Here is a 20,234-nt window from a genome sequence, read left to right as displayed (position 1 = left end):
GTGTCGGCGCGGCGCACGAAAACGAAGAATTTGAACGCCCGCGTTAACCGCTTCGCAATTCCTGGCTTTGCGAACCCGGCCGCCCGGCCTATCCTCGTGTGACTGGCCGGCTCTTCCACCGGCGCAAACGATGATGTGGCCCATGCACATGGATACGGTCTCCGCGCCCTTCGAGGCGGATCTCGACGACAAGCGCGCCGCGCTGGGCTACGTCTCGGAGGCCTTTGCCGAAGGCTGTCTCGATGGTCTGGATGGCGACTGCATGGCCCAGGCCGCCCTGTTCGCGGCCTTCCAGGAACTCGTCATGACCTATGGCGAGGAGGCGACCGCCCGCTACGCGGAAGGTTTCCCGGATCGCATTCGCGGCGGCGCCTTCACGACCGCGCCCCAGCATTGAGGTCCTCGGAACGCGTCGGGGGCTGACGGCCCTCTCCGATCCGGACGGCGGGACGAGCAGGGCGGACATCAACAGGGCAAGCCTCGCCGGGCTTGCCCTTTTTCATGCGTGTGGTTGATTCCTGCGCGGAGACGTGTTCGTCAGGCCGGCGGCAGCGCTTCCTCGAACACCACCGCCTCGCCCCGCGACGGGGTGGTGAGCGCGCCGTCCCACATCACGCACTGGCCCCGCACCAGGGTGCCCACCGGCCAGCCCGTGACCGTGACGCCGTCATAGGGCGTCCAGCCGCATTTCGAGGCGATCCAGTCGTTGCGGATGGTCTCGCGGCGCTTGAGGTCCACCACCGTGACGTCGGCATCGTAGCCGACCGCCAGCCGGCCCTTGCGGGCGATGCCGAACAGGCGCTTGGGGCCGGCGCTGGTCAGGTCGACGAAGCGCGCCAGCGACAGGCGCCCGGCCGCCACGTGGTCGAGCATGATCGGCACAAGAGTCTGCACTCCCGTCATGCCGGAGGGCGAATCCGGGTAGGGCTTGGCTTTCTCCTCGAGCAGGTGCGGCGCGTGGTCGGAGCCGAGGATGTCGGCGACGCCCTGGGCGAGGCCGTGCCAGATGCCGTCGCGATGGTCGGCGCTCCGCACCGGCGGGTTCATCTGCACCAGGGTGCCGAGGCGGGCGTAAGCGTCATCGCCGTCGAGGGTGAGGTGGTGCGGCGTCACCTCGCAGGTCGCCACGTCCTTGGCTTGCGCGAGATAGGCCATCTCCTCCTTGGTGGAAATGTGCAGGATGTGGATGCGCGCGCCCGTGGCGCGGGCGATGCGCACGAGGCGCTGCGTCGCCTTGAGCGCGGCTTCCGGCGAGCGCCAGACCGGGTGCGAGGACGGATCGCCGGGCACGCGCCGGTCCTTCTGCGCCCGCAGCATCGGCTCGTCCTCGGCGTGGAAGGCCGCGCGCCGGCGCGTGCGCTTCAGGATCTCGGTGACGCCGGCATCGTCCTCGACCAGGAGCGAGCCGGTGGAGGAGCCGATGAACACCTTGATGCCGGCCGCCCCCGGCAGGCGCTCCAATTCCGAAACCCGATGCGCGTTCTCGTGGGTGCCGCCGACCCAGAACGCGAAGTCGCAGTGCATGCGGTGATGCGCGCGGGCGACCTTGTCGGCGAGCGCCTCGGCGCTGGTGGTGAGCGGGTTGGTGTTCGGCATCTCGAACACCGCCGTGACGCCGCCCATCACGGCCGCGCGCGAGCCGGATTCGAGGTCTTCCTTGTGGTCGAGCCCCGGCTCGCGGAAATGCACCTGGCTGTCGATGACGCCCGGCAGCAGGTGGAGGCCCGTGCAGTCGCGCCGCTCGGAGGCCTGTGCGCGGGAGAGATCGCCGATCGCCGCGACGCGCCCCGCCCGGATGCCGAGATCGGCTTGGGTCGCGCCGTCCTGGTTCACCAATGTGCCGCCGGTGAGGAGGAGGTCGAAGGGCTGGTCCATTCCGGATCTCCTGTCCATTCCCGTCTCCCGGAGCGGGCCGCGCACGGGGGCGCGCATTGAGACGGGGTCGCGGGCGGCTTATGTCAGCCTCGGGCGGCACGCAATGCCGCCGCCAGTGAAGGAGCCGCCATGCCCATCGCCCTGCTGCCGGACCGCGCCGTTCTCACCGTCTCGGGCGAGGACGCGACGAGCTTCCTGCAGGGCGTGGTGACCTGCAACGTCGAGACCCTTGCGGCCGACGAGGCCCGCCTCGGCGCGCTCCTGACGCCCCAGGGCAAGATCCTGTTCGACTTCCTGATCGCCCCCGGCCCCGAGGGCGGATTCCGGCTCGATGTGGCGGCCGAGCGCGCGCCCGACCTCGCCAAGCGCCTCGGCCTCTACCGCCTGCGCGCCAAGGTGACGATCGCCCTCGACCCGACGCTGGGCGTCGCCGCCGCCTGGGACGGGGCCGAGACCGCCGCCACGGTCGCGTGCTACCGCGACGGCCGCCTCGCCGGTCTCGGTGCGCGCCTGTATTTCAGCGCCGGCGCCTTTTCGGCGGACGCGACCGAGGCCGATTACCATGCCCATCGCATCGCCCTCGGGATTCCCGAGGGCGGGCGCGACTTCGCCTATAGCGACGCCTTCCCGCACGAGGCCCTGATGGACCAGCTCGGCGGCGTCGATTTTCGCAAGGGCTGCTATGTCGGCCAGGAGGTGGTGTCGCGCATGCAGCATCGCGGCACCGCCCGCACCCGGATCGTGCCCCTGGCGGCGATCTCGGACGCGGCGCTGGAAACCGGCGCGGAGATCACCGCCGGGCAGCGCGGCCTCGGCACCGTGGGCAGCGTCGCCGGACGGCGAGGGCTCGGCACCTTACGTCTCGACCGCCTCGCCGACGCGCTCGCGGCCGGCGAGCCCCTGCGGGCGGGCCATGCCCTGATCGGCGTGGAGAAGCCGGGCTTTGCCACCTTCGCCTTCCCGGAGGCGATGCAGGCCGGGTGACACCGGGTGTTTGTTCCCGGCCCGTTCTCCGGTTAAGACAGGCCATGCCCTCCGAATCCTCCGGCCTGATCCACCATCCCGACGGCTTCGCCCGCTGCTGGTGGGCCGGGCAGGATCCCGTCTACATCGCCTATCACGACACCGAGTGGGGCGTGCCCGAGCATGACGGGCGCGCCCTCTACGAGAAGCTGATCCTCGACGGCTTCCAGGCGGGCCTGTCCTGGATCACCATCCTGCGCCGCCGCGAGGGTTTTCGCCGCGCCTTCGCGGATTTCGATCCGGAGGCCATCGCGCGCTTCACGGACGCGGACGTGGAGCGCCTGATGCAGGATACCGGCATCATCCGGAACCGGGCCAAGATCGTCGGCACCATCGCGGGTGCCCGGGCCTATCTCGCCATCGAGGCGCGGGGCCCCGGCTTCAGCCGATTCCTATGGGACTTCGTCGACGGCGCCCCGATCCAGGGCGCGGCCGTGGACCGGGCGGGCATCGCCACCGAGACCGGGATCTCGCGGAGGATGTCGAAGGCCCTGAAGGCCGAGGGCTTCAGCTTCTGCGGGCCGACCATCGTCCACGCCTTCATGCAGGCGGTGGGCCTCGTCAACGATCACCTCGTTGGCTGCCACCGCCACGCCGCCTGCGCCGCCCTCGGGGGACGAGCCAGCGGAGCCCAGGCATGAGCGGCGACCGGACCCGCGCCTGGCAGCGCATGCTGTCGGGGCGCCGCCTCGACCTGCTCGATCCCGCTCCGCGCGACATCGAGATCGCCGACATCGCCCACGGCCTCGCCCGCGTCGCCCGCTGGAACGGGCAGACGGCGGGGCCGCATGTCTTCTCGGTGGCCCAGCACGCCCTGCTGGTGGAGGCGATCGGCGGCGCCCTCGCGCCGGGGCTGGACCGGACCGGGCGCCTCGAACTCCTGCTGCACGACGCCCCCGAATACGTGATCGGGGACATCATCTCGCCCTTCAAGGCGGCGATCGGCGATTCCTATAAATCCGTCGAGCGTCGCCTCCTGGCGGCCATCCGCCAGCGCTTCGGCCTGACCGAGCCCGATGCGGCGCAGGCCGCCCTGGTCAAGCGGGCGGACGGCATCGCGGCCTATCACGAGGCGCGGCACCTCGCGGGGTTCTCGGAAGGCGAGGCCGACGCGATCTTCGGGGCCTGCCAGGATCTCGGGCCCGAGGCCGCCGAACTGCTCGCGCCCTGGCCCACCGACGTCGCGCAGGCGCGGTTTCTCGCCCGCTTCCACACCCTCGCCCGCCCGGATCTCGCCTGATGCCGCATATCGCGATCTGCCCGCTCTCGCGCCTGCCCGAGACCCTCGACGCGTCGGGCGCCAGCCACCTCATGACCCTGATGAAGGTCGGCACGGCGATCGCCCGTCCGGAGGGCATCGCGGAGGGGCGGCACTGCGTCGTCGAGGTCAGCGACATCGTCGCGCCGATGGAGGGGCACGTCACGCCGGGCGAGGCGCATGTGGCGGCGGTCCTCGCCTTCGCGCAAGGCTGGGACCGGGCGCAGCCCCTGCTGATCCATTGCTACGCCGGAATCAGCCGCTCGACGGCGGCGGCCTACATCGTCGCCTGCGCCCTGGCACCGGACCGCGACGAGGCCGAGATCGCCCAGGCGCTCCGCGCCGCCTCGCCCTCGGCGACGCCCAACGCGCTCTTCGTGGCGATCGCCGATCGCCTGCTGGGCCGTGAGGGGCGGATGGTCGCGGCGATCACCGCCATCGGGCGCGGCGCCGACGCTTTCGAGGGGATTCCGTTTCGGCTGTCGTTGACATCCGACATCCGGACAGGCGCTTAAGGCGTGGTGCGAAAACGAAGATCGGCGCCCATGATCGATGCCCCGGATCGCCGGGGATGGCCGGATCGAGGTGTGGCGCAAAGGCCGCCCCGGACCACGAAACGCGGAGCGTCGGCCGGGTTCGGCTTGCCGGGTTCGGGGCGACCGGCTTAGACCGGCAGAATCAAGGGGTAGTTTAGAATGAGTGTCACGCGACCCGCCGTTGCGCCGACGGCGTCGACGTCCGGCGCCGGCGATCAGGCCCTGGACTTGCCGTTCGAGAAGGCCTTGGAGCAGCTCGAGGACATCGTGCGTCGCCTGGAGAAGGGCGACGTACCGCTCGACGAGTCCGTGGCGATCTACGAGCGCGGCGAGGCGCTGAAGCGCCATTGCGAAAGCCTGCTTCAGAAGGCCGAGGCGCGGATTCAGAAGATCACCCTCGGCGCCGACGGCAAGGCCACGGGTACGGCGCCGCTCGACGTGGATTAGGGGCCCCGCCCCCGTCCTGATTTATTCATTGGCCGCAAGCAATTGCGCGCATCTCTTCCCTCCGGGCGTGAGGTTGGTTCGGTGTCACGACAAGAAACCTCTCAGAGCGCGCCTTCCCCGACCTCGTCGGAGGCGACGGCGATCCTGGACGGTCTGGGGGAGCCTGCGGCGCTGCGGCTGTTGCCCGAGAGCCAGCTCCAGGCGGTGGCGGACGCGGTGCGCACCGAGATGATCGACGCCGTCTCGGTCACCGGGGGGCATCTCGGCTCGGGGCTCGGCGTGGTCGAGCTCACGGTGGCGCTCCACCACGTCTTCGACACGCCCGACGACCGCATCGTCTGGGACGTCGGCCACCAGGCCTACCCGCACAAGATCCTCACCGGCCGGCGCGACCGCATCCGGACGCTGCGCCAGCCCGGCGGCCTGTCGGGCTTCACCAAGCGCTCGGAGAGCGTCTACGACCCCTTCGGGGCGGCCCATTCCTCCACCTCGATCTCGGCGGCTTTGGGCATGGCGGTCGCGCGCGACCTCGACGAGGCCGCCGCGCAGGCGCAAGGGGGCCCCGCCCCGAAGCGCCGCAACATGGTGGCGGTGATCGGCGACGGCTCCATGTCGGCCGGCATGGCCTACGAGGCCATGAACAACGCCGGCGCCCTCAAGGCGCGCCTCATCGTCATCCTCAACGACAACGACATGTCGATCGCGCCTCCCGTGGGCGCCATGTCGGCCTACTTCGCGCGCCTGGCCTCGGGCGGCACCTACCAGTCCCTGCGCGAGACCGCCAAGGAACTGGGCAAGCTCCTGCCGAAGGCGCTCTACCAGCGCGCGGCCGCGGCCGAGGAATACGCCCGCTCGCTGGTGGTGGGCTCGGGCACCATGTTCGAGGAGATGGGCTTCCACTATGTCGGCCCCGTCGACGGGCACAACCTCGACCACCTGCTGCCGGTCCTGAAGAACGTGCGCGACAACGAGCAGGGCCCGATCCTGCTGCATGTCGTGACCCAGAAGGGCAAGGGCTACGCCCCGGCCGAAGCCAGCGCCGACCGCTATCACGGCGTGGTCAAGTTCGACGTGCTCTCGGGCGTCCAGGCCAAGGCCAAGCCGAACGCGCCGGCCTACACCCGGGTGTTCGGCGAGAGCCTGATCAAGGCGGCGGACGCCGACGACCGGGTGGTGGCGATCACGGCCGCGATGCCGGGGGGCACCGGCATCGACCTGTTCGGCAAGGCGCACCCGGACAAGACCTTCGACGTGGGCATCGCCGAGCAGCACGCGGTGACCTTCGCGGGCGGCCTGGCCACCGAGGGCTACAAGCCGTTCGTGGCGATCTACTCGACCTTCCTGCAGCGGGCCTACGATCAGGTCGTGCACGATGTGGCCCTGCAGAACCTGCCCGTGCGCTTCTGCCTGGACCGGGCCGGGCTGGTGGGGGCGGACGGGGCCACGCATGCGGGCGCGTTCGATCTGGCCTATCTCTGCTGCCTGCCGAACATGACGGTGATGGCGGCCTCCGACGAGGCCGAGCTGGTGCACATGGTGGCGACGGCGCACGCGCACGACACGGGCCCGATCGCGCTGCGCTACCCGCGCGGCGAGGGCGTGGGCGTGGACCTGCCCGAGCGCGGGTCGGTGCTGCCGATCGGCAAGGGCCGGATCGTGCGGGCGCCGGAGGGGGCGCGGGTGGCGCTGCTGAGCCTGGGCACGCGGCTGTCGGAGGCCCTGAAGGCGGCGGACGCGCTGGAGGCGGAGGGCGTCTCGGTGACGGTGGCGGATGCGCGCTTCGCCAAGCCGCTGGACGCGGCGCTGATCCTGGATCTGGCAGGCCGGCACGAGGTTCTGGTGACGCTGGAGGAGGGCTCGGTGGGCGGCTTCGGCGCACACGTGCTGCACCTGCTCTCGGAGCGGGGCGCGCTGGATGCGGGCCGGGTGCGGGTACGGACGCTGACGCTGCCGGACAGCTACCAGGACCACAACGCGCCCGACGCGATGTACGCCGAGGCCGGACTCGACGCCGCCGCCATCGTCAAGACCGTCAAGGATACCCTGCCCGAACGGAAGGCGCGGAGCGCCAAGCTGGTCAGCGTCGTCCAGAAATAAGGCGGGGCGGGAGGTCCCCGGCGCGGGTTCGGCGCCGGGGCGATCGCGTCCTACTTGATCACCGCGCAGGCGATACGGGCACCGGCGCCGCCGATCGGCTGGGTGGTGTGATCGTCCTCGTTGGCATGGATGATCAGGGCCGAGCCGTCGCCGTCCTTGAGCGCGCCCTCGCCGGTCAGGGGCGTCTCGCTCGAGACCTCGGCGTTCACGGAACCGTCGGCATTGGCGAAGACGTTGGGCAGGTCGCCCTCGTCGGGACCCTCCGCGTTGAGCAGGCCGTGCTTGCTCTGGTCGTGGTTCACGTGCGCCTTCGACTTCTCGAACTTCTCGGTGTCCGAGCAATCGCCCACGGCGTGGAAGTGGATGCCGTGCCAGCCGGGGGGCAGCCCGCCGGGCTGGATCGTCACACGCATCACCAGCGAGCTCGCGCCGTCGCGGATCACGATCTTGCCGATGGGCTCGCCCTTCTTGTTCTGGATCGGGCTCTCGTAGGTCTGCGGGCTCGCGGCCGCCGCCGGGGCCTCGGTCGCGGGCTGCGCGATGGCGGTCTGGGTGGCGAACGCCGTGCTCGCGAAAAGGGCGAGGGCCGACAGGAGTCGTCTCATGGAATGGCTCTCCTCTCCACGCCGGGGTCGAATGTGGAGCGTCAACGAAGATGGTCCCGGTCCGATCCACGACAATGCCGTGATCACATCAGACCTTTCCCATGCGCGGCGCCGCGATGCCAGTGACGCGGCCGGGGAAACCCGATCTGTCCTCGCGCTGCGTGCGGACCGATGCGTGGACGGACCGGCAAGGATTCCTTAAGCTTCGTGAAGATGAGGCCGGCGCTTCACCCTGAGTCGTGGATCCGCGCAACGACGGGCGCGGTGCCGGTTTCGGTGCCGCGTCTCGTCAGGCTCGTCGGGAGGTCTTCATGAGGGTCATCGTCCTTCGGCGACTCGGGCTCCGCGTCGCGGTATTCGGCCTGGGCCTCCTGCCGGCCCTCGCCCTGGCCGAGACCACGCGGGCCTGGACCGATCCGCCCGGGCGCGAGGCCGCCGGTGCGAAGGTGGAGACGCCGAAGGCGTCCGATGCGGTCCAGGCCGCCGTGCCCGTCACCCAGGCGCCCGCTCGTCGGGCAAAGACGGCAAAACGTCGCCCGGTCCAGAGAACCAGGGTCGTGGTCGCGCCGGACGTTCGGCGCCGGCCGGTGGCCGGTGCCCGTCCGCGCATCGCCGCGACGCGACCCCATGTCAGGGTGGTGACGATGCATCCCTCCGTCTACGCGCCGCCGCCGGCCCCACGGTATGGCTACGTGGTCGAGGCGGCGCCGGGACGATCCGTGATGATCGACGACCGCGCGAGCCGGATTCGGCGGGCCCAGGAGGCCGGCTATCTCGTGATCCGGTCCCGCAGCGTCGAGTTTCCCGATGGCCGCCGCCTGCGCACCTATCAGCCCTACGACGAGGCCGACGATTGATCGTCATCTCAGGGTGTCGAAACGAAAAACCCCGCCGGGCGAACCGGCGGGGTTTTTTGTCTCGACGCACCGAAGCGTGCGTCAGCGCAGACGGCCCGGACGGGCCGGCTCGAACACGATGCGGCGGTGGAACGCGCACCAGCTCTTCCCATCCGGTGCGGGCGCGCCGCAGCAGACCGCGCGGTCGTTCGGTTCACCGATGATGAACTTGCACACGAAGGCGCCGGACTGCGCGAAGGGAACCCGCAACGAGGCGGACGGCTCGGCGATCGCATCGGCCTCGCCGACCTGGGACATGCGGACAAGTTGGTTCATGGATAGGATGACTCGCGGACTGGGTTTCGCGGGCGAGGCCCCACGGAATGTTTCAGTTGAGAAGCGCATCGCGTTCTGACAGACCCTTCCCTCACAGGGACCCGGCAGGCAGCCGCGGACAATCGTGAAGGAAATCGTCGACACGAAGGGTGTCGAGGGCGCGGCCGGACCGGACGCGACAGCGTCATGATGCTGTTATATCTGGGGTTTGGCGCTCGGCAAACAAGGGCTTGCGCATGCGTGTGTTGCAACGCACAGGATTCGCGCCATCGCCGATGACGCAGGCACCCGGTCGGCCATGCGCACGAACGAGGCTCGGGCTCTCATCCGTCGACGCGGCATGCGTCCCACGCTTCGAGGACCGGAGGGCGTTTCTTGAGGTCGCGCGGACGGGGGTGTAGGTCGAGACCCAGGCTCCCCGGTTCGGAAGGCCGCAAGGAACACGATGCGCGTCTTCGTGACCGGCACCGCCGGATTCATCGGCTTCCATCTCGCCCGCCGCCTCCTGGGCGAGGGCCATGCCGTGACCGGCTTCGACGGGTTCAGCGATTACTACGATGTCGGCCTGAAGCGGGCGCGCCACGCGGACCTCGCGCGGAACCCGAACTTCACCGCCGTCGAGGCGCGGCTGGAGGCGCCGGGCGCCCTGCTCGAGGCCATCGGGCGGGCGGCGCCCGAGATCGTCGTCCACCTCGCGGCCCAGGCCGGCGTGCGCCACAGCCTCGAGAATCCGGCCGCCTACGTGGACGCCAACCTCGCCGGCATGGCCAACCTGATCGAGGCGGTGCGGGCGCATCCGGTGCGCCACCTCCTGTTCGCCTCCACCAGTTCGGCCTATGGCGGCAACACCGCGACGCCGTTCCGCGAGGCCGACGCGGCGGTGACGCCGCTGACCCTCTATGCCGCCTCGAAGCTCGCCGGCGAGGCGATGGCGCATGCCTACAGCCACCTCTTCGCCATTCCGACGACGGCCTTCCGGTTCTTCACGGTCTACGGGCCCTGGGGTCGGCCGGACATGGCCCTGTTCCTGTTCACCCGGAAGATCCTGGCGGGCGAGCCCATCGAGGTGTTCGCGGGCGGCGCGGCCGAGCGCGACTTCACCTACATCGACGATCTCGTCGCCGCGATCCGGGGGCTGATGGATCGGCCCCCGCCCCTGCCGGGCGGCGCGGGAGGGCCAGTCCTGGCCGGTGACACCCTGAGCCCCGTGGCGCCGTTCCGGCTGGTCAATATCGGCGGCGGCCGGCCCGTCCGCGTCGATGCGATGATCGACGAATTGGAGCGCGCCCTCGGGCGCTCCGCCGAGCGCGTCCTGAAACCCCTGCCTCCCGGCGACGTGCCCCGCACGCATGCGAGCACCGATCTCCTGCGGGCCCTCGTCGGCAGCGTGCCGGAAACGCCGCTCTCCGTCGGAATCCCTGCCTTCGTGGCGTGGTACCGCCGGTATTATGAGGTCTGATCCCCTCGACATGCGAACGCGCCCGTGCTTCGCCCGCCATCGGGCGACGCTGCCGGGTTCCTCCGAACGGGCGCGCGCCGCCCGCAGACCCGTGAAGCAATCGATCCCGATGATCTCTCAGACACATCCGTCGTGGCACGCCACCCGAAACGGCGCGCGTCGCGGCGCTCCGGAGGCGCGGCCATGAGGGCGCTGCGCTCCACGGCGCTGGCGGCGGCCGGCCTCCTCGCCTTCCTGCTGTTCTGGGAGGCGATGCCGCGTCTCGGCCTGATCAACCCGGCCTTCCTGCCGCCGCCGAGCACGATTCCGGCCGCTTTCCTCAACGAGGTGCGCCTCGGCGTCTGGGGCGAGGCGGTGCTGTCGAGCCTGAGCCATTACGTGGCCGGCCTCGGGGTCGGGGCGGGCATGGGCATCGCGCTCGGGCTGCTGAGCGGCATGTTCCGCGGGTTCGAGGCGGTCACGGCCTGGATCGTGCGCCTGCTGCGGCCGATCCCCGGCCTCGCCTGGGTGCCGTTCGCCATCATCTGGTTCGGCGTCCAGCCGGAGGCCGCCGTGTTCATCATCGCCATCGGCGTGTTCTGGATCGTGTTCTTCGCGACGCAAGGGGCCGTGCGCGGCGTCGACCGGGATCTCGTTGAGGTGGCGCAGGCCTTCGGCTTCGGCTCGCCCTGGGCCCGCCTCACCAAGATCCTGCTGCCGGCCGCGACGCCGGGCATCCTCGTCGGGCTGCGCACGGCCCTGGGCCAGGCCTGGATGGCGGTGGTGGCCGCCGAGATCTTCGGCGTGCCCGGCGTCGGCGCCCGGATGATGCAGGCCTCGAGCCTGCTCTCCACCGACATCGTCGTCGTCTACATGCTCACCATGGCCGCCCTCTACGGCCTGTTCGACACGGCCTTCGTCGCCCTCCAGGGGTGGCTCCTACGGTGGCGCGCCTGAGATGTCCGAGCCGATCATTTCCATCGCGGGCTTAAGCCTCGCCTACGAGCGCGCCGGCACCCGCAACGTCATCCTGTCGGATCTCGACCTCGACGTGGCCCGGGGCGAGTTCCTCGTCATCGTCGGCGAGTCCGGGGTCGGCAAGTCGACGGTGCTGCGCGTGCTGATCGGGCTGGCCAAGCCCAGTTCCGGCACCGTTCGGCTGGCCCCCCGGCCGGATTGCCGCACGCCCATGGCCCTGGTGTTCCAGGACGCGCGCCTGCTGCCGTGGCGCCGGGTCGTCGCCAACGTGGCCTTCGGGCTCGAGGGCAGCGGCCTCTCGAAGGCGGAACGCCTCGCCAAGGCGCAAGGGATGCTCGACCTCGTCGGCCTCGGCGACCTCGGCCAGCGCTGGCCGCATCAGCTCTCCGGCGGCCAGCGCCAGCGCGTCGCCATCGCCCGGGCGCTCGCCGTCGATCCCGACGTCCTCCTGATGGACGAACCATTCTCGGCGCTCGACAGCTTCACCCGCGAGGGCCTCCAGGACGAGTTGCAGCGCATCCAGGCGGCGACCCGGAAAACGATCCTGTTCGTCACCCACGACATCGACGAGGCCGTGACGCTGGCCGACCGGGTGGTGGTGCTGGCGGGCAGCCCCGGCCGTCTCGCGGCGGAGATGCGGATCGCGGTGCCCCGGCCCCGGCGGCGGCGGGACGCGGCCCTGCAGGAGGCCGCCCGGCAATTGCGGATGGAGCTGTCGAACCGCTCGGCCGAGCTGTGACGCTGCTTGAACGCCGATGAAAGGGTCGCGGGCCAGCCCGTTGCCATCGTGGTCCGGCCGCTCTACGCCGCCGGCAGGATAACCCTGCGTTTCGAGGACAAGGCCGATGCGCCGTCGCACCCGCTCGCTGATCGGCACGATCGTGATGCTGGCCTTCATCATCATCTACGCGCCGCTGGCCATGGCGCTGGCTGATAGCCGCATCTCGCAGACGCCGGCCCCCGTCCAGGCCATCCTCTACGCGCTGCTCGGCATCGCCTGGATCTTCCCGCTCATGCCGCTGATCAGCTGGATGGGCAGGAACGACCCGCGCAGCGACCGGTAGAAGCCGCGCCGAGGTCGCAACCTGTGAAAATCGTCGTCCGGTGTCGGGTTTTCGCCGTACTCGCGCGCCAGAAGCGGGCCGTGTCATTCGTCAAGAGGCCGTCGTACCGCTCAATGCCACGTCTGCGCCCGTTTCTGCTCTCGCTCGGCCTCTCCCTCCTGTCCGTGTCCCAGGGGCTCCCGGGGGGAGCCGCCTTGGCGCAATCCGCGCCGCGCTCCGTCTCGGATTGCGAGCGCCTGAAGAACGACCTCGCCTACAACCAGTGCCTCGCCATGTTCGGACCGGCCGCCAAGAACGTCGCGGGCGGCTTCGCGACGGGATCGGCCTCGGCCTCGGCGTCTGTCGCCACCGCTCTGGCGGCCATCCCCCAGACCATCGCGGCGGGGGCTGCGGCGACGGAGGCGGCGATCACCTCGGTCGGGCGTCGCGGGCGCCGGGGCCGCCACGCGCGCCACGGCCGCCAGAGCGCCAGCTTCGCCGTCGCCGGTGGCGAGAGCCGCTCGTATCGCCGCCACCGCCGGCGGCGCTGACGGCCCTCAATCCACGTTGAGCCGGCGTCCCCGGTTCCAGGCCAGGAACGGAACCCCCGAGAGCAGCGCCGAGAGGGCCGCTTCGGTCTGATGGTGACCGTTCACCGAGACGCGGGGCAGCGCGTGCAGGTGCTCGGCATGGGCCGCGAAGAGATGGCCCGGCCGGGTCGTCACCGCCGTCGCGAAGCCGGCCGCACGGGCGATGTCGAATTCCCGCCCCCCCGCCGAGGTCGGATCGCCCACCGGGTAGGACAGGTGGTTCACCGGACGTCCGAGTTCCACCTCGATCCGCCGCCGGCCCTCCACGATCTCCCGCTGCGCGGTGGCGGCGTCGTGCTTGGCCAGCATCGGGTGGCTGATCGTGTGCGCGCCGAAGGTGACGCTCGGATCGCGGCCGAGTGCCCGCAGTTCCGCGCCGGTCAGGCAGAGTTCGGCGGCCAGGGTGCCTGGGGCGATACCGGCCTCGGCGCAGAGATCCGCGATCGCGGAGAGGAGCCGCGCCTCCGGCCCGGCCCGCAGGGTGCGATAGACCGTCTCGAAGGCGTGTGATTTCTCCGCCGCGTCGCGGGCGGGCAGGTCGATCGTTCCGGTCCCGTCCGCGATCCGCACCCGGTCGAGGCGGCGGATCGCCCGTTCCAGTTCAAGCCACCACAGCCGGCCCCGGCCCAGGATGAAATCGCTGGTGACGAACAGGGTCCAGGGCGCGCCGTGGCGCCGGAGGACGGGGGCCGCGTGCGTGGCGTTGTCGCGGTAGCCGTCGTCGAAGGTGAGTACCACGAAGGGCGGCCCCCCGTTCGAGAGGCGCCCGGGCAGGGCGTCGAGGCCGATGATCTCGAAGCCGCGCGCGCGCACCAGGCCGAGCGTGCGGTCGAGGAAGTCGGGCGTGATCGTCAGCAGGCCGTTGGGGGCGTAGGGGCCCGGCGCGTCGGGGTGGACGTGATGGAAGGTCAGGATGAGCCCGCGCCCGCGCGCCACGGGGCCGAGCCAGCGATCGGCCCGGCTCGCCGCGATGGCGCGGAACCCGGCGGCGAACAGGCGGTGGCGCCGGCTCAGGGCAGGCGTCCCGGTGCTCGACGGTGTCTCGGCGGTCGACATGGTGAATCCCCCGTCACGCACCGGCAGGCATGCATGCCAATCGGCAAGGTTTCGTTACCCACGCCCGCAGAGATCCGGCCGCGCGGGGCTGCCGTCACCCGCCGGTTAAGAGATGCGGCCGCATCACGGAAACAATTCGGCGGTGTACGGCCGCCGGCCACCGGGGGTGATGGCATGGCTGTTCTTGCTCAGGGGCGAATCGGAGCCGGGGCGATGCGTGAGCAGGCGAAAGGCGACCTCAGCGCGGAGGTCTTCGGCGATCTGGCCGCCGTCGAGGCGTTGTGGCGCGGGATGGAGGCCGACCCGGCGGTGCTGGCGACGCCCTATCAGCGCTTCGACTGGGTGGCGGCCTATGCCGGCGTGGAGCCCGAAGCCGACCTGCGCATCGTCGTCCTGCGCGATGCCGCCGGACGCCCGCGCGTCCTGATCCCCCTCGTCGTCGCCCGCGAGGGGGGGATGCGCGTCGCCCGCGTGGTCGGGGCCAAGCACGCCAACTACCACATGCCCCTCTTCGCCTCGCGCGAGGCCGCCGCGATGCGCCCGGAGGATCTCGCCGAGCAGCTTCGCAACCTCGGCCGCCGCACCGGCATCGACGTCTACGCCCTCTCGCACCAGCCGCGCTTCTGGGACGGCGCCGCCAACCCGATGTCGGTCCGGGCCGAGCCCTCGCCGAGCGACGCCTACGGGCTGATCCTCGGGCCCGATCCCGAATCGACGGTGAAGCGGGTGTTCAGCGGCGATGCGCGCAAGAAGCTGCGCTCGAAGGAGAAGAAGCTCGTCGAGGCCTTCGGCCCGGTCGAGTGCCGGCGCGCCGCCACGCCCGAGGAGGTCGCCTCCTACCTCGACGCGTTCTACGGGCAGAAGGCGAGCCGGTTCGCCGCCATGGGCATCGCCAATCCCTATGCCGATGCGGCCGTGCGCGATTTCCTGGCACAGGGTGCCTCGGTCGAGGGAGGCATCCCCGCCATCGAGGTGAGCGCCCTGGTCGCGACCCGGACCGGCCGCGTCTTCGCGGTCTTCGCCGGCGCCGTCGACGCCCTCCGCTACAGCGGCATGGTGACGTCGTTCGATGCCGATCCGGTGGTCAGCCGGTCGAGTCCGGGCGACATCCTGCTGCATCACCTCATCGGCGAGCAGACCGCACGGGGCCGCCGCGCCTTCGACCTCGGCGTCGGCGAGGCCCGCTACAAGTCCAGCATCTGCGACGAGACCATCGCGCTCGGCGAGGTCGCCATTCCGGTGACGCTGCGCGGCCACCTGTTCGCCCTCAAGACGATCGGGATCGCGCGCCTCAAGCGCCGGATCAAGCGCGATCCGCGCCTGATGCGATGGGTGGCACGCCTGCGCCGCCGGCCCGTGGCACCGGCCGAGTAGCCCGGAATCGAAGGGGTCCGTCACGCGAAACGCCGCCCTCCGGGATGACCGTGGGCGGCGTTTCGCGTCGTGTCGGATCGGTGCGCCGGATCAGGCGGCGGAGAGACGGAGCGGCATGTCCGCGTGGTCCGTCTCGAAGGCGGGCCGCAGGGGCGCCGCCGAGGCGGCCGCCCGGTCCTGGGCCACCAGGACCTGGCCGGCGCCGGAGGCCTCGGCGAGGGTGTAGAGATCGACGAGATCGCCGTCCTCCGGGTCGCGGTCGGACGCGATCACCACGGTGCCCATCTGCGGACCCGCCGCCGCCAGGATGTCGCGGGCGATGCGGGTCTGCGGGGTTCCGAGCCGGCACACCACCCAATCGTAGGCCTGTGCCAGGGCGTCGAGGGTGATCGCCAGGGCCTGCGGCTCCTCCAGCAGGATTGCGGCGTCGAGGAAGCCGCGCGGGATCGCGTGAAGGCGCGAGCCGGGAATCGACTGGATCACCTCGAGGAAGGCGGCCTCGCCCGCCACGAGATCGGTGAGGCCGACCTCCTCCTCCCCGCAGGCGGGGCCGTTGAGATCGAGGACCACCGCGCTCGCCCGGGCGGCCAGGGTCCCGCCGAGGCTGACCGCGAGGCCGGCTCCGCTCCGGCGCGCCGGATTCGTCTCGATGACGAGGACCGTGCGGCCCGCATCAGCCGCCGGTCCCGGCCCGGCGCCGAGGCGGGCGATGAGCTGGTCGAGGTCGTAGGAATCCGCCGCCTCCCTGACACGCGTCGCGCCCGTGCCGCGTGCCGGGCTCCGCGCGACGACGGGCTCCGAGGCGCGCGCCGGCTCGATCGCGGACGGGACGTCCCGCACGGGCGCCGCACCCGCCCGCGTCATCGCGAGGGAGGCCTCGGGGAAGGCGAAGGGCTCGCTATGGACCGCCGGCGCCGCGGACGGGGCATCCGCGTCGGATTCGAGGCGGCGGCGCCGGCCGGAGCCGTCGGGGTCCCTCAGCAGATGATGGGCGATGACGCCGCCCACGGAGAACAGCAGCCCCAGCACCGCCGCGAGGAGGACGATCGGCAGCTTCTTGGGAAAGGACGGGGTCTCGGGCGTGATGGCGCGAGAGACCACGCGGGCATCGGCCGGGGTGGCGCTCTCGGCGTCCCGGGCCGAGGCCTCGCGGTAGCGCGAGAGGTAGGATTCGAGCTGCTCGCGCTGCACCTTGGCCTCGCGCTCCAGGGCGCGCAGCTGGACCTCGCTGGAATTCCCTTTCGAGACCACGTCGCGCTGCGCGTCGACGGCGGCGCCCAGGCTCTCGACCCGGGCCTCGGCGATGCGGGCGTCGTTCTCCAGGGTGCGGACCACGCGCTCGGCGGTGGCCTTGATCTGGGCGTCGAGGTCCGAGATCTGCGCCGTCAGTTCCTTGATTCGCGGATGACCGGGAAGCAGGGTCCGTGATTCCAGCGCCAGCTGATTGCGCAGGGTGATGCGCTGCTCGACCGTGCGGCGGATGATCTCGTTGTTGGCGACATCCGGGATCTCGAAGGCGCGGCCGTCCTTGATCATCTCCTTGATCAGCTTGGCGCGGCCGGCAAGGTCCGCCTTGGCCGTGCGGGCCTGGGAGAGTTGGGTCGACAACTCGCCGAGCTGCTGGGCGCCGAGCGGCTGTCCGTTGCTGCCGCCCGTGGCGATGAGGCCGTTCCTGGCCCGGTAGACCTCGACCTTGGACTCGGCCTCGGCCACGCGGGTGCGCAGGGTCTCGATGTTGCCGCCGAGCCAGGTGGAGGCGTAGCGGGCGGTGTCGGTTTTCGCCGCGTCGAGGGAGGCGATGTAGAGTTCCGCGATGGTGTTGGCCGCCTGCGCCGCGAGATGCGGGTCCTTGGAGCGGAACTCCACGGTCAGGATGCGGGACTTGCCCGCCGGGAACACCGTGAGGCGGTCGAAATAGGTCTCCAGCATCCGCTCCTCGGGCGGGCGCTCCATCGGATTCTTGGCCAGCCCGATCATCATCAGGGCGCGCTGCAACGGGCCGATCCCGGCGACGTTGGGATCGAACTCGGCGTTGCCGGCCAGCGACAGGCGGCGGATCGCCTCCCGCGCCAGATCGCGCGACATCACCACCTGCACCTGGCTCGCCACCGCCTGCTCGTCGATGGGCTGGGGCTGCTCGCCGCGCTCCTGGGCGCTGCGGGTGAAGGGCGCCTCGCGGCTCTCGAGCAGGATCTTGGCCTCGCCGGTGTAGCGGGGCGAGACGACCTGCACGAACGCGACGGCGCCGATGGTGGCGAGGGCGGTCGGGATCACGATCCAGCGCCAGGACCGGCGCAGCAGGCCGGAAAGCTGCGTCAGTCCGAGTCCCTCGCCGCCGGAGGGCGCAGGTTCGGCGGCAGCCTGGAATGGTGAAGAGCGGGACATGGCTCGATCTTTACGCAAGGCAAGGATGTCGACCGCGACACGGCCGGCGTATCCACGAATAGAGCGCGTTAAGATTGATCAGACGTTAAGCGCATGATCTCGATCGCGTCGATTGTGGGATCGGGCCGTGGCATCCCCGGGACGTCAGTCTTCGTTAACCATATCGCCGTAGGTCTCGCAGCGTACCTTTCACACGGCGGCAGTGGTGATGAACCGGCGATCACTTCTCTTAGCTCTCTCGTCGAGCCTGGCGCTCGGGGGCTGCCTGCGTCCGGATTTCCGGACCGATCAACTCGACGCCACCGGCACCGGCTCCATCGGCGCGCGCTACACCCTCTCGGCCGGTGACCGCCTGCGCGTCATCGTCTTCGGCCAGGACAACCTCTCGAACATCTACGCCGTGGATGGGGCGGGCAACATCGCCATGCCGCTCATCGGCCTCGTGAAGGTGGGCGGCCAGCCGACGAGCCAGGCGGCGCGCACCATCGAGACCAAGCTCGCCTCGGGCTTCGTGCGCGAGCCCCACGTCACCGTCGAGGTCGACGCCTACCGTCCGTTCTACATCCTGGGCGAGGTCACGACCTCCGGCCAGTACCCTTACGTCAACGGCATGGCCGTCGAGACCGCGGTGGCGATCGCCGCCGGTTTCGGCCCCCGCGCCGCGCGCGACTACGCCGTGCTCACCCGCGAGGGCAGCGGCGGCCTCGTCTCGGGCATCGTGCCGATGACCTACCCGGTGCGCCCGGGCGACACCATCGTGATCAAGGAGCGGTTCTTCTGAGACCCGGTCTAATCGCGGTTCGGCGGACGCCCGCAGTCGCGCGGGCAGACCTCGATGAGTCATGCGCATCGAGGTCGGGTGTGAGAACGCCGAATCGGCCGGGAAGGCCGAGGCGCGGCGTGGCCGTGCCGATGCGGGGCTTCCTTCGCGCGCAGTTAGGAATCGCCTAACCGCATCACGAATAATTGCGCCCATTCGGGTCCCGGCGGCGGCTTCGGGCCGCCCGGGGGCCACCGACCTTAACGATCCGCCCACTTCTCCAGCGCCAGGATCAGGCCACGCCCGAGCGTCCCAACCGCTCGTGCGACGTCGCGTGGAGGAGCCTGTCGTGAGTGCGTTCGCCCTCGATCATACCGAGTCCGGCGGATCCGTGCCGGTCGTGAACGCCATGGGCGGCCTGCCCGAGCAGCGGATCCTGCACGTCTTCCGCGCGCCGGTCGGCGGCCTGTTCCGGCACGTCGTCGATCTCGCCCGCCTCCAGGCGGCGGCCGGGCACCGGGTCGGCATCGTCTGCGACGCCTCCACCGGCGGAGAGCGAGCCGCCCGTGCGCTGGCCGAACTCGCGCCGAGCCTCGCCCTCGGCGTCACGCGCACGCCGATGCGGCGCAACCCGCATCCCTCGGATCTCCGGGCGCTTCGTGCCATCGCGCGCCGCGCCGAGGCGGTCGGCGCCACGGTGCTCCACGGCCACGGCGCCAAGGGCGGCGTCTACGCCCGCCTCGCCCTCGTGCGGGGCGGGGCGCCGGTTCGCGCCTACACGCCCCATGGCGGCAGTTACAACTACAAGCCCGGAACCCTGCGCCATCGGCTCTACATGGGCATCGAGCGCGCCCTCGCCCTACGCACGGACGTGTTCCTGTTCGAGAGCGAGTACGTCGCCGGTCGTCACCGCGCCTATGCGGGCGACCCGCGCCGCATCACCCGCATCGTCCATAACGGCATCAGCGAGGCCGAATTCGCGCCCGTGGTGCCCGCCGAGGACCGCTACGACCTGCTCTATGTCGGCGAATTGCGCGACGCCAAGGGCGTGCCCTTCCTCCTCGACGCGCTCCTGCGCCTGCGTGCCGAGGGGCGCCCCCTGCGCCTCCTCATGGTGGGCTCCGGCCCGGACGCGGACGTGCTCGCCGACCGCGTGGTGGAGATGGGGCTCGGCGACGCGGTGGCGTTCGAGCCGCCCCAGGCCATCCGGGCGGTGCTGGCCCGCGGGCGGGTCATGGTCGTGCCGTCGCTGGCCGAGTCCCTCCCCTACGTGGTGCTGGAGGCCGCCGCCGCCCGCCAGCCCCTGGTCGCCACCAATGTCGGCGGCATCCCCGAGATCTTCGGACCCGCAGCCACGGAACTCGTGCCGGCCCGTGACGGAAAGGCCCTCGCCGGTGCCATCGCGAAGGTCCTCGACGAGGAGCCCGAGGCCCGGCGCCTGCGCTTCGAAGGGCTCGCCGCCTCGGTCAAGGCGCGGTTCTCGATGACCCGGATGGGTTCGGACGTGCTCTCGGGTTACGCCGCCGCCCTGCGCGCAAGGGCGGATGGCACCCGCCCGGCGATCGCTCCCACCGCCCCGTGAGACCGTCTCCGCTCG

At 71.1% G+C, this 20,234-nt stretch carries 21 protein-coding genes; 16 read left to right on the top strand and 5 right to left on the bottom strand.

Annotated elements, in window-relative coordinates; genetic code table 11:
- The first annotated feature begins 142 nt into the window (after positions 1–142).
- Positions 143–397, top strand: a complete 255-nt coding sequence (locus tag MKK54_RS12430; RefSeq protein WP_244011272.1) for a hypothetical protein — start codon at positions 143–145, stop codon at positions 395–397.
- A gap of 140 nt (positions 398–537) precedes the next feature.
- Here MKK54_RS12430 and MKK54_RS12425 read toward each other — a convergent pair whose 3' ends face one another.
- Entirely contained in the window at positions 538–1,875 is a 1,338-nt protein-coding gene (locus MKK54_RS12425; protein ID WP_244011270.1) for a dihydroorotase, read from the bottom strand.
- Between the two features lie 129 nt (positions 1,876–2,004).
- On the opposite strand from MKK54_RS12425, the gene MKK54_RS12420 reads away from it, so the two are divergent.
- The 6 genes from MKK54_RS12420 to dxs all read left to right on the top strand — a co-directional run bounded on the left by MKK54_RS12420 (position 2,005) and on the right by dxs (position 7,236).
- Positions 2,005–2,859: a YgfZ/GcvT domain-containing protein gene (locus tag MKK54_RS12420; RefSeq protein WP_244011268.1), complete on the top strand. Its 855-nt coding sequence runs from the start codon at positions 2,005–2,007 to the stop codon at positions 2,857–2,859.
- A 44-nt stretch (positions 2,860–2,903) separates the two neighbouring features.
- On the top strand, positions 2,904–3,539 hold the full coding sequence (locus MKK54_RS12415; protein WP_244011266.1) for a DNA-3-methyladenine glycosylase I: 636 nt from the start codon (positions 2,904–2,906) through the stop codon (positions 3,537–3,539).
- A complete protein-coding gene (locus MKK54_RS12410; protein ID WP_244011263.1) occupies positions 3,536–4,138 on the top strand; it encodes an HD family hydrolase in 603 nt (200 codons plus the stop codon). The genes MKK54_RS12415 and MKK54_RS12410 overlap by 4 nt, the downstream gene beginning before the upstream one ends.
- Complete coding sequence (locus MKK54_RS12405) at positions 4,138–4,671, top strand: tyrosine phosphatase family protein (RefSeq protein ID WP_244011261.1); 534 nt, start codon at positions 4,138–4,140, stop codon at positions 4,669–4,671. Before MKK54_RS12410 ends, MKK54_RS12405 begins: the two co-directional genes overlap by 1 nt.
- 180 nt (positions 4,672–4,851) lie before the next feature.
- Complete coding sequence (locus MKK54_RS12400; RefSeq protein WP_244011259.1) at positions 4,852–5,139, top strand: exodeoxyribonuclease VII small subunit; 288 nt, start codon at positions 4,852–4,854, stop codon at positions 5,137–5,139.
- Between the two features lie 144 nt (positions 5,140–5,283).
- Positions 5,284–7,236, top strand: a complete 1,953-nt coding sequence (gene dxs, locus MKK54_RS12395) for a 1-deoxy-D-xylulose-5-phosphate synthase (protein WP_244011302.1) — start codon at positions 5,284–5,286, stop codon at positions 7,234–7,236.
- Between the two features lie 50 nt (positions 7,237–7,286).
- On the opposite strand, the gene MKK54_RS12390 is transcribed toward dxs, so the two are convergent.
- Positions 7,287–7,841 (bottom strand): superoxide dismutase family protein, encoded by a 555-nt coding sequence (locus tag MKK54_RS12390; RefSeq protein WP_244011257.1) that lies wholly within the window; start codon positions 7,839–7,841, stop codon positions 7,287–7,289.
- A gap of 311 nt (positions 7,842–8,152) precedes the next feature.
- On the opposite strand from MKK54_RS12390, the gene MKK54_RS12385 reads away from it, so the two are divergent.
- Positions 8,153–8,698: a hypothetical protein gene (locus MKK54_RS12385; protein ID WP_244011255.1), complete on the top strand. Its 546-nt coding sequence runs from the start codon at positions 8,153–8,155 to the stop codon at positions 8,696–8,698.
- A gap of 81 nt (positions 8,699–8,779) precedes the next feature.
- Here MKK54_RS12385 and MKK54_RS12380 read toward each other — a convergent pair whose 3' ends face one another.
- Positions 8,780–9,082, bottom strand: a complete 303-nt coding sequence (locus MKK54_RS12380; protein WP_279597335.1) for a GcrA family cell cycle regulator — start codon at positions 9,080–9,082, stop codon at positions 8,780–8,782.
- Positions 9,083–9,458: 376 nt separating this feature from the next.
- Here MKK54_RS12380 and MKK54_RS12375 point away from each other — a divergent pair, with 376 nt between their 5' ends.
- The 5 genes from MKK54_RS12375 (at position 9,459) to MKK54_RS12355 (ending at position 13,023) form a co-directional block, all read left to right on the top strand.
- Positions 9,459–10,472, top strand: a complete 1,014-nt coding sequence (locus MKK54_RS12375; RefSeq protein ID WP_244011252.1) for an NAD-dependent epimerase/dehydratase family protein — start codon at positions 9,459–9,461, stop codon at positions 10,470–10,472.
- 183 nt (positions 10,473–10,655) lie between these two features.
- Positions 10,656–11,408 carry an ABC transporter permease gene (locus MKK54_RS12370; RefSeq protein WP_244011250.1) on the top strand — a complete coding sequence of 251 codons (753 nt, stop codon included), beginning with the start codon at positions 10,656–10,658 and terminating at the stop codon, positions 11,406–11,408.
- 1 nt (position 11,409) lies between these two features.
- Positions 11,410–12,168: an ABC transporter ATP-binding protein gene (locus MKK54_RS12365; protein ID WP_244011248.1), complete on the top strand. Its 759-nt coding sequence runs from the start codon at positions 11,410–11,412 to the stop codon at positions 12,166–12,168.
- A 106-nt stretch (positions 12,169–12,274) separates the two neighbouring features.
- The gene (locus MKK54_RS12360) at positions 12,275–12,493 is read left to right on the top strand and encodes a DUF2842 domain-containing protein (RefSeq protein ID WP_244011246.1); all 219 of its coding nucleotides are present in this window, start codon (positions 12,275–12,277) and stop codon (positions 12,491–12,493) included.
- A 113-nt stretch (positions 12,494–12,606) separates the two neighbouring features.
- Positions 12,607–13,023: a hypothetical protein gene (locus MKK54_RS12355; protein WP_244011245.1), complete on the top strand. Its 417-nt coding sequence runs from the start codon at positions 12,607–12,609 to the stop codon at positions 13,021–13,023.
- Positions 13,024–13,029: 6 nt separating this feature from the next.
- On the opposite strand, the gene MKK54_RS12350 is transcribed toward MKK54_RS12355, so the two are convergent.
- Entirely contained in the window at positions 13,030–14,118 is a 1,089-nt protein-coding gene (locus MKK54_RS12350) for a polysaccharide deacetylase family protein (protein ID WP_244011243.1), read from the bottom strand.
- Between the two features lie 174 nt (positions 14,119–14,292).
- On the opposite strand from MKK54_RS12350, the gene MKK54_RS12345 reads away from it, so the two are divergent.
- The gene (locus MKK54_RS12345; RefSeq protein WP_244011242.1) at positions 14,293–15,492 is read left to right on the top strand and encodes a GNAT family N-acetyltransferase; all 1,200 of its coding nucleotides are present in this window, start codon (positions 14,293–14,295) and stop codon (positions 15,490–15,492) included.
- 90 nt (positions 15,493–15,582) lie between these two features.
- Here the strand turns inward: MKK54_RS12345 and MKK54_RS12340 are convergent, their stop codons facing one another.
- Complete coding sequence (locus tag MKK54_RS12340) at positions 15,583–17,877, bottom strand: GumC family protein (RefSeq protein ID WP_244011240.1); 2,295 nt, start codon at positions 17,875–17,877, stop codon at positions 15,583–15,585.
- 208 nt (positions 17,878–18,085) lie between these two features.
- Between MKK54_RS12340 and MKK54_RS12335 the strand changes: the two genes are divergently transcribed.
- Together MKK54_RS12335 and MKK54_RS12330 are read left to right on the top strand one after the other, a co-directional pair.
- Positions 18,086–18,658, top strand: a complete 573-nt coding sequence (locus tag MKK54_RS12335; RefSeq protein ID WP_244011238.1) for a polysaccharide biosynthesis/export family protein — start codon at positions 18,086–18,088, stop codon at positions 18,656–18,658.
- Positions 18,659–19,046: 388 nt separating this feature from the next.
- Entirely contained in the window at positions 19,047–20,219 is a 1,173-nt protein-coding gene (locus MKK54_RS12330) for a glycosyltransferase family 4 protein (protein ID WP_244011301.1), read from the top strand.
- Positions 20,220–20,234: the final 15 nt, after the last annotated feature.

The organism is Methylobacterium sp. J-068 (genome assembly GCF_022829445.1).
Classification (GTDB): Bacteria; Pseudomonadota; Alphaproteobacteria; order Rhizobiales; family Beijerinckiaceae; genus Methylobacterium.
The sequence above is the reverse complement of the archived record's forward strand: the minus strand, read 5'-3'. Positions and strand labels throughout refer to the sequence as shown.

What these genes read in the sequence shown, in the direction of transcription:
- MKK54_RS12355 (WP_244011245.1), top strand. Translation starts at nt 12,607, where the DNA reads ATGCCACGTCTGCGCCCGTTTCTGCTCTCGCTCGGCCTCTCCCTCCTG.
- MKK54_RS12430 (WP_244011272.1), top strand. Translation starts at nt 143, where the DNA reads ATGCACATGGATACGGTCTCCGCGCCCTTCGAGGCGGATCTCGACGAC.
- MKK54_RS12345 (WP_244011242.1), top strand. Translation starts at nt 14,293, where the DNA reads ATGGCTGTTCTTGCTCAGGGGCGAATCGGAGCCGGGGCGATGCGTGAG.
- MKK54_RS12420 (WP_244011268.1), top strand. Translation starts at nt 2,005, where the DNA reads ATGCCCATCGCCCTGCTGCCGGACCGCGCCGTTCTCACCGTCTCGGGC.
- MKK54_RS12370 (WP_244011250.1), top strand. Translation starts at nt 10,656, where the DNA reads ATGAGGGCGCTGCGCTCCACGGCGCTGGCGGCGGCCGGCCTCCTCGCC.
- MKK54_RS12400 (WP_244011259.1), top strand. Translation starts at nt 4,852, where the DNA reads ATGAGTGTCACGCGACCCGCCGTTGCGCCGACGGCGTCGACGTCCGGC.
- MKK54_RS12405 (WP_244011261.1), top strand. Translation starts at nt 4,138, where the DNA reads ATGCCGCATATCGCGATCTGCCCGCTCTCGCGCCTGCCCGAGACCCTC.
- MKK54_RS12380 (WP_279597335.1), bottom strand. Translation starts at nt 9,082, where the DNA reads ATGCGCTTCTCAACTGAAACATTCCGTGGGGCCTCGCCCGCGAAACCC.
- MKK54_RS12360 (WP_244011246.1), top strand. Translation starts at nt 12,275, where the DNA reads ATGCGCCGTCGCACCCGCTCGCTGATCGGCACGATCGTGATGCTGGCC.
- MKK54_RS12350 (WP_244011243.1), bottom strand. Translation starts at nt 14,118, where the DNA reads ATGTCGACCGCCGAGACACCGTCGAGCACCGGGACGCCTGCCCTGAGC.
- MKK54_RS12390 (WP_244011257.1), bottom strand. Translation starts at nt 7,841, where the DNA reads ATGAGACGACTCCTGTCGGCCCTCGCCCTTTTCGCGAGCACGGCGTTC.
- MKK54_RS12375 (WP_244011252.1), top strand. Translation starts at nt 9,459, where the DNA reads ATGCGCGTCTTCGTGACCGGCACCGCCGGATTCATCGGCTTCCATCTC.
- MKK54_RS12410 (WP_244011263.1), top strand. Translation starts at nt 3,536, where the DNA reads ATGAGCGGCGACCGGACCCGCGCCTGGCAGCGCATGCTGTCGGGGCGC.
- MKK54_RS12415 (WP_244011266.1), top strand. Translation starts at nt 2,904, where the DNA reads ATGCCCTCCGAATCCTCCGGCCTGATCCACCATCCCGACGGCTTCGCC.
- MKK54_RS12340 (WP_244011240.1), bottom strand. Translation starts at nt 17,877, where the DNA reads ATGTCCCGCTCTTCACCATTCCAGGCTGCCGCCGAACCTGCGCCCTCC.
- MKK54_RS12365 (WP_244011248.1), top strand. Translation starts at nt 11,410, where the DNA reads ATGTCCGAGCCGATCATTTCCATCGCGGGCTTAAGCCTCGCCTACGAG.
- MKK54_RS12385 (WP_244011255.1), top strand. Translation starts at nt 8,153, where the DNA reads ATGAGGGTCATCGTCCTTCGGCGACTCGGGCTCCGCGTCGCGGTATTC.
- MKK54_RS12425 (WP_244011270.1), bottom strand. Translation starts at nt 1,875, where the DNA reads ATGGACCAGCCCTTCGACCTCCTCCTCACCGGCGGCACATTGGTGAAC.
- MKK54_RS12335 (WP_244011238.1), top strand. Translation starts at nt 18,086, where the DNA reads ATGAACCGGCGATCACTTCTCTTAGCTCTCTCGTCGAGCCTGGCGCTC.
- MKK54_RS12330 (WP_244011301.1), top strand. Translation starts at nt 19,047, where the DNA reads ATGGGCGGCCTGCCCGAGCAGCGGATCCTGCACGTCTTCCGCGCGCCG.